This window comes from Bradyrhizobium sp. UFLA05-153, from assembly GCF_054185185.1.
The window spans coordinates 22486-29410 of record NZ_JBBIAM010000115.1; the positions used below are offsets into that span (position 1 = coordinate 22486).

A 6925-nucleotide genomic window follows, 5' to 3' on the forward strand; every position below is an offset into this window, starting at 1 on the left:
GCGCTGCTTCCTCAGCTTACGCGCTGCCGAACAAAGCGCCACAGCTTGACCATGGCGAAGGTTCCGAGCAGCACGATCATCCAGTTGACGACCATAAGAGCGGCACCACGCCCAAAGGCGAGATTTTGGAATGCGGTAATGTAGGCGCGCACCGAAAGTACGGAGGTGCTGTTGCCGGGCCCGCCTTGCGTTGTCCCGAAGATGATGTCGAACTGATTGAGGGACTCGATCAGCCGAAACACTGCCGCGATCAGCATGTATGGAGCAATCAGCGGCAGCTCGATATGCAAGAAGGTTGCCCAGCCCTTCGCACCGTTGACGCGCGCGGCCTCCCTCACCTCCTCGTTGATACCTTGAAGGCCAGCGAAGATGATCAACGCGAAGAACGGCGTATAAGTCCATACGTCGATCAGGACCAGGGAGAACATCGCGGTGCCGGAATCTGAAATCCATGCAAACCGGCCAATGCCGACAAGCGACAGCAAATAGTTCATGATCCCGTTTTGCGGGTCCATCATTGTCGTCCACATGAGCGCTACGCTCATCGGCGGCAGGACGAGCGGAAGGAGGATGACGGGCCGCATCACCCGGGCAAGGAAGACTTCAGTTGAGAACAGCTTGGCAAGTGCGAGACCGAAAGCCGCCTCCACAAGTACCGCCGATCCGGCATAAACAATGGTCGTACGAACACTGTTCCAGAAATCCTCCGTCTTGATCAACGCTGCGTAATTGTTGAGCCCGACGAAGTGGATTAGCGGCCGACCGAACTTGAGGTCCGTTAGCGACTGAAAGACGCCGTAGAAGAACAGGAACAAAAAGCCGAGAAGTATGATGATGGCTGGAGCAATTGCGGCAATGCTCCGCCAGTCAACACGCGGCTCCTCGGCACTCTTGACCTGCTTGTCCTTTGACGAGGCAAGTTGACTGGCCGAAGACTGCAACGTCACGATTCCGTCGAATCCTCGAAGGTCCATTTCACGAATCTCTAACATGTAAAGGGGCGACAATTGCGCCTGCCGCCCGCTTTGGCGCCCTCACATGGACGAACGGATCTCGGAAGCAAGGTCGGCCAGTGTCGCCTTCACGTCAGCTCCGTTGACCATTTTCTGCATGGCCACGGCCCAAGCATTCATTGCTTCGGCAAAGCCGACGCGGGCTGTAAAGGCGAGTTGCGCCCTGTCTTGCACGCTCTTGAACGTGTCGACGAAGTTGTTGAACTCAGGCTTTGCCGCATATTCGAGCCAGGCCTTGTCGGTCCAGGTGGAAGCGCGCGGAGAGTTGACGAGCTTGCCGGCAACAGCGCCGTTCAGCTCGACCTGTTTTGATGTTGCCCACTGGATGAACAGCCAGGCTGCACCCTTCTTCTGGGAAGCGGCGTTCATTGCAAGAGACCAGATCCAGATGTTGGATTCGAAGTTCTTGCTGTTTGGAGCATGCAACGGGGGCGCGAATGCGATTTTGCCCGAGGCGGGCTTGCCGGCCACGTCGTTCCAGAAGCCGAACATATTGGAATCGATCGCCATCGCCGTTCGTCCGGAATTGATGCCATCGACCACCTGGTACCAGTTGTCGTTGGCAAAGGACGGAGCAGCGCACTTCTTGATCATGTCCACGTAATCCCTGTGGAACGCGACCGACTCGGGCGAGTCTAGGCCGGTGTCTAGCTTGCCGTCTTTGACGATGAAATCATGCACGCCGTAGGACCTGGCAATCGAGATGGCAGCCGTATGGATACTGCTCCAAAACCGCACACCACGAACGCCTAAAGGTATAATCGCGGGATCCGCAGCCTTCAGCTTCTCGCAAGCGGCGGACATCTGTGGCGGAGTCGTCGGAATCTTGATGCCGTACTTGTCGAGGATGTCCTTACGGTAGAACAGCTGAATATTCTCAAAGCCATGCGGGATGGCCCACACCTGCCCGCTTCCCGGCTCGATCTGCCCTTCCGTCACTTTCCAGGTCAGCGCATCCCGCAGTGCAGGGAAGAAATCCTGGTAGTCATAGGTTGCCGCGGTGAGTTTCGGATCGTTCAGATAGCGATCGAGCGGCTCGAGCAACTGGCCCGGCGCGAGATCCCAGGCGGGTTGAATCCCGGTACCCACGACGTCCCAGCTTGGCGATTTTGTGCTGAGTTGGATCGTCAGCTTATTCCAATAGGCATCGTCCGGATAAAGCTCCGGCGTCACTTTGATGCCCGTGAGCTTCTCGAATTCAGGCAACTGGGCTGCGACCGCGTCGGCATACGGATGAATGTCGTACGCCCAGACGATCGAGGTACCTTCGAACTGGCGCCAGTTGATGTCGTCCGCCTTGGCTTGGGTCAACGCAATGGCCGCTCCGGCCAAGAGCGTGGTGCAGATGAGAGCTTTCTTGGCAAAATTGGCCGAACGGCCGCGAAAAGCGGCAAGCTTCCTTGGCATGTTTCCCTCCGATGGACTCTTTGGCCCGCAAACCACGCGCCCCTCCTCTTCCGAAAGGCCGCAGCATCGCGAAAGCTAGCCAGCATTCTTTCGCCGCAAGCGGCTTTTCAAAACGGAGGTTGGGTAAGGTTGGGTAATCTGGGAGCGACTGGCGAATTACGCCTTCCCAACCCGGCTAAGAAGCCGAAGCGGACTCGATGTCGAACCGTGTCCGTAGCGAAAGGCCTGCAGTTGAGCAGAGGGATTATCTTCGGCCCGAATGGTCTAAGGACGCGAACTCACCCCCCGCCGTTCGGCCGGCAGAGTTTGAAAACCGGCCAAATCGTTAGCCATTCATGACCGCTATCAATAAACCAGAGACTCCCAAGGTTGATTGCGACACCGGTCCACAGGCGTCCAGCTTCGAGAGGAAGCCCTTCCCTCGCTCCGCCCTGGGGTGGCTCGTCATTAGTCTTCAGCGACCTTGATTTGTACATCCCGAAAAAAACCATGCCCCTGCAAGATCGGCAACAGCTCGTGATGGTTATGAACGATGTAGTCCGGCTCCGCTGCCCGCAAGCGCGACTCGGAAACGAATCCGCCGGTAATGGCTATGCTTATGAGCCCAAGATCACGTGCAATATTCGCTTCGACGGGCATATCGCCAATGATGAAGGTTGCCGGCGGTTTCAGGTCGTTCTCCTGCATGTACAGACGTAGTCGCTCCCCTTTGCTCATCGATTTGTACTGGGTGGCGCGGCTTTCAAAGGCGAGCACCTCGTCAAAGTAGTCATTGATACCAAGCCTTTGCAATTGCGAACGAAGCGGGTCGACGATATGATTGCTCACTATGATAGACGAAGCCGCTTGCTCGCGTGCTATTTCCAACATTGTGCGCGCGCCCTCGCGCAAATTAACGTTACTCGCAAGCGGTTCGTAGGCGTCGTGAAAAATTGCACTCCCGTCGCGATCCGTGGCTGCCACTTCTGATTCCGACATTCCCAGATTTCGATAGAAAATCGAAAGCGGAACGTCGCAATGATCCCGAAACGTGTTCATATCGATCGTTGCGCGACCAAAGCGTTTTAGTATGGCATTAGTCGTTTGCAACAACGCGTCCGCATCGTCGAGCAGGGTGCCATTCCAGTCAAAGACGAGAGCAGGTTTCATGATCTGACCTCAAACAGGGATTGATTCCGAATAGGGGAGATCGGCCATCAAATTGCGCAAGTTTCTATTTGCGCGCTTCTGCCCAGCTGGCGTTGGCATCTCGAACGTAAAAGGTGAAAGATCGATGCCGTCATGCCCGCTCGGTAACAAGGATACGAGAAGTGAGAAGGGCAGATAGGTTATATCTGTTGCGTTGATCGATACCGCAATTTTGCTCTCGATGGCTTTGAGAACTTGCGGCTCGATGTTGTGAAACTTGAGGCTTTTCTTCTTCTGTTCGGGCGATAATCCCTTCCATATCTGCCAGAATGCCAATTCATCTAGAGTCTCGATACCCATGCCGTAGTAATTTGGAGCCACTATCGGCGGCGAGCCGATCGCCCAATGCACACGTCTAGCGCCAGCGGCAAGGAGCAAATTCGTGACAGTCCGACTAGTGTCACCGCGAATGAGGGCTTCATCGGCAATTATTACCGTGGTTTCGGCCAGGTCCCTTGCCGAAGCGCGGTACTTTCGGGCAATACTAGACTTCCGCTCGCTAAGCACGCCGATCAGAGTTCGCTGAGAAAACTGAGTTTCGATGATCTCCCGACGCTGGGCGACGACACCTCGCGCGGCGAGAGCTGCAAACAGACCATCAGCGTATGGCCCCCCGGTATTTGGCATGGAGGACACGATGATTGGCGCGGAGCCTGGTCCTGTTGAGACACGCTCCGCAATAAGCCCACCGAGGGCGCCCCCGATATTGTAACGAGTTTCGAAATAAGATTGGCCCTCGATCGACGTGTTCGGACTTCCCAAGTACAGCGTTTCGTAAGCGCAGAGCTTAGCGTTATGCCGCCTAGTGCTCACTAACCGATCAAAGCAACGCCCCATCTTCCCATCCACATACTTGATGTGGCCTGGCAAGACTTCATCCGTCTTGCCTTGTAGCCCGGCAAAAGCGCAATTTTCGGATGCAAAGAGCACGAACCCATCATCCGTTTGCATAGCCTCCAAAGGTCGCACACCACATCGATTACGGAAGGCAATGAGATTGCCCTCTCCGTCCAGACATAGCGCACTGATGGCGCCATCGACGCGCTCATCAATCTCACGAAAGATGTTTTCGTAATCGACGGGCAGATCGTGCCGCCAATAGTTGCGCTCGCAGGATCGTTCTATCAATTTGAGCAAGAGCTCAGCATCTGTGGTGATGCCTGAGGTATGCCCCTCCGCAAGCAACTCTTCCTTAAGTTCACGGGCATTGACCAACGCACCGTCCAAAGAAATCGTCAGGTGACGGGCGCTGGGCCCATCCTTGTGAACCGGCTGAAAGTCGCCATCACCGTTGCTGCTGCGGCGGAGACTACGAATATGCGCGATTGCAACATGGGGTCTGAAATTCTGATCCCGCTCATTGCACTCAGTCGGTGCCAATTTGGCGGTTGATTGAAAGGATCTTGCAAATCGAAGACCTTTCTCGTGCATGAAAGCTGCAACACCGAAACCCGCTTGTCCGCGAAGTGCAAGCTTCGGAACCATATCCTTGAGACGATCGTAAACCGTGACCTGTGAACTGCTTGAAGGTGGGAGAAAAGCGGCAGCAACACCGGACATACGAACACTCTTGCTAAACACTCCGTGTCCTCAGGAAGCGCGAGTATTGAGCCAACGCTATATGGGGACCTGGTTTTGACTTCTTTAAGCAAGCCTCGTACCAGCGCTTAACAGGCTCTGTTCGAGCCATCCGACCACACAAGACCGAGAAACATCGTCATTTTGCCTAGCGGCGATGATCTCGGCTCGTCGGAATCGCGGCACGAGTGTCTGGAGAGCGACACGTTCGTTCGAAAATCTCCAAGATTTGGAGGTCAGTGCGTCTCGTGGCCGGGCGCCGATCCCCAAACGATCTGCGCGCACATCAGGTTCGACCGCGCAACGAAATATTTCTCAGTGAAAGACACGAAGATCAAGAACGGATAGTCTCTCACGATATCATGCAGTGGAATTCCATCGGCTTTGCGGCGCAAATATTGGTGAACAGTAGACCTTGTAAGTGCCGATAACAATGAACGCCTCCCCAACGCTTTCTCTTCGACCTCCACGAAGAGTTCGCGCCTCGTTACTTCAAACGATCTGCCTCACTTCCCTATGCTGGGACGCGGACTCATAAAGGCGCAGCCATAGCCTGATCGACGCGAGTTGAACGAAGGCAAGGTAGTCGGCGGCAAGTCTGGTAGCGCGTCGCCACCCGCCGACATTGTTTGATCCTGTTGAAGAACCGCTCGACCTGGTTGCGAGCTCGATAGAGATAAGGGCTGAAGCAGATCGGGTTGCTGCGATTGATTTTCGGCGAGATATAGCCCATGCCCCTTTCTTCATGGCGAGTTCTCTGATCCAGTCGGCGTCATAGCCACGGTCGGCAAGCAACATTGAACCGGATTTAAGACGAGACAGAAGCCTTCCGGCAAGTCGGATGTCGTGGGCCTCGCCGGTGCTAAGGGCCACATACCGGCAAACCATTGCTATCGACCAGCGCATGAATCTTGCTGGTCAGGCCGCCCCACGACCTTCCCCATCGACTGTCTCTGGTTTCTTGTGATGCAGGCATCGTGCTGACGCACGCGGACAATGGAGGGGTCGATCATTTGGACAGCGGCATCATGGGCAGAAGCAAGTGCGTCTATGATGCGCCCCCAGACACCGCCCTCCTCCAGCGAACGAAGCGGTTGTAGCAAGCGGTGTATGGGCCTAGTACCTCTGGCAGATCACGCCATGAGGCTCCAGATCACATGACCCAGAAGATGCCATTGAGGACGCGACGGTCGTTTAGCGGCACACCACGCGGCTTTTGGGCAGCATCGACTTTATGGCAGTCCATTCGTAGTCGGAGAGTTCGTAGCGCATGATTCGATCCCCCAGTTTGGGAGTTTGAATCACGGGGGCTCGCCGAAAGCAACCTTCGTGGCCCAGTCCTGATGCGACGCTTACGTGCAAAAGCAGACATCAACCCACCGACGATCCTCCAGGAGCCATCGAAAATGACCCAGAGCGGTCCTGCGTACACACGCCGCACTAGCGTTGCAGCATCGCGCTGGATGCAACTGCCATCGAGAGTGTTACTCTCCGCCGGTCGTCCTCAAACCTTGATGAGGATCGAATGAAACGGCGAGAGTTCATTGCTGCCAGTGCGGTGTTGCTCGTTTCGCCATGGCGTTCGTGGGCACAGGGGACGCCTCGGCGGATCGGCTATCTTGATCCCTTCCTTAATTTCCCGCTCTACAAGGTGTGGCTAGACTTTCAATTACCCACATTTCCAGCCGCTCCGATTTCGGCGCCGAGTTCGATATCGGTGAGTCTGGAGAGTCCGCGCC

The 6925-nt window shown here is 55.6% G+C and carries 6 protein-coding genes and 1 pseudogene; 1 reads left to right on the forward strand and 6 read right to left on the reverse strand.

Features of this window, described 5'->3' with window-relative positions; all coding sequences use genetic code 11:
* Nucleotides 1-11: 11 nt before the first annotated feature.
* The 6 genes from Q2941_RS40850 to Q2941_RS40875 form a co-directional block, all read right to left on the reverse strand.
* A complete protein-coding gene (locus Q2941_RS40850) occupies nucleotides 12-1007 on the reverse strand; it encodes a carbohydrate ABC transporter permease (RefSeq protein ID WP_458196030.1) in 996 nt (331 codons plus the stop codon).
* A 27-nt stretch (nucleotides 1008-1034) separates the two neighbouring features.
* Nucleotides 1035-2420, reverse strand: coding sequence for an ABC transporter substrate-binding protein (locus Q2941_RS40855; RefSeq protein ID WP_458196031.1), 1386 nt, complete (start codon nucleotides 2418-2420; stop codon nucleotides 1035-1037).
* A 447-nt stretch (nucleotides 2421-2867) separates the two neighbouring features.
* Nucleotides 2868-3569 (reverse strand): HAD family hydrolase, encoded by a 702-nt coding sequence (locus tag Q2941_RS40860; RefSeq protein ID WP_458196032.1) that lies wholly within the window; start codon nucleotides 3567-3569, stop codon nucleotides 2868-2870.
* A 9-nt stretch (nucleotides 3570-3578) separates the two neighbouring features.
* Nucleotides 3579-5168 (reverse strand): amidophosphoribosyltransferase, encoded by a 1590-nt coding sequence (locus Q2941_RS40865; RefSeq protein ID WP_458196033.1) that lies wholly within the window; start codon nucleotides 5166-5168, stop codon nucleotides 3579-3581.
* A gap of 510 nt (nucleotides 5169-5678) precedes the next feature.
* Nucleotides 5679-6092: a transposase gene (locus Q2941_RS40870; RefSeq protein WP_458196034.1), complete on the reverse strand. Its 414-nt coding sequence runs from the start codon at nucleotides 6090-6092 to the stop codon at nucleotides 5679-5681.
* A gap of 142 nt (nucleotides 6093-6234) precedes the next feature.
* Entirely contained in the window at nucleotides 6235-6318 is an 84-nt protein-coding gene (locus Q2941_RS40875; protein ID WP_458196036.1) for a hypothetical protein, read from the reverse strand.
* Nucleotides 6319-6711: 393 nt separating this feature from the next.
* Here Q2941_RS40875 and Q2941_RS40880 point away from each other — a divergent pair.
* Nucleotides 6712-6925 (forward strand): annotated as a pseudogene (locus tag Q2941_RS40880) (hypothetical protein); the annotation flags it as partial.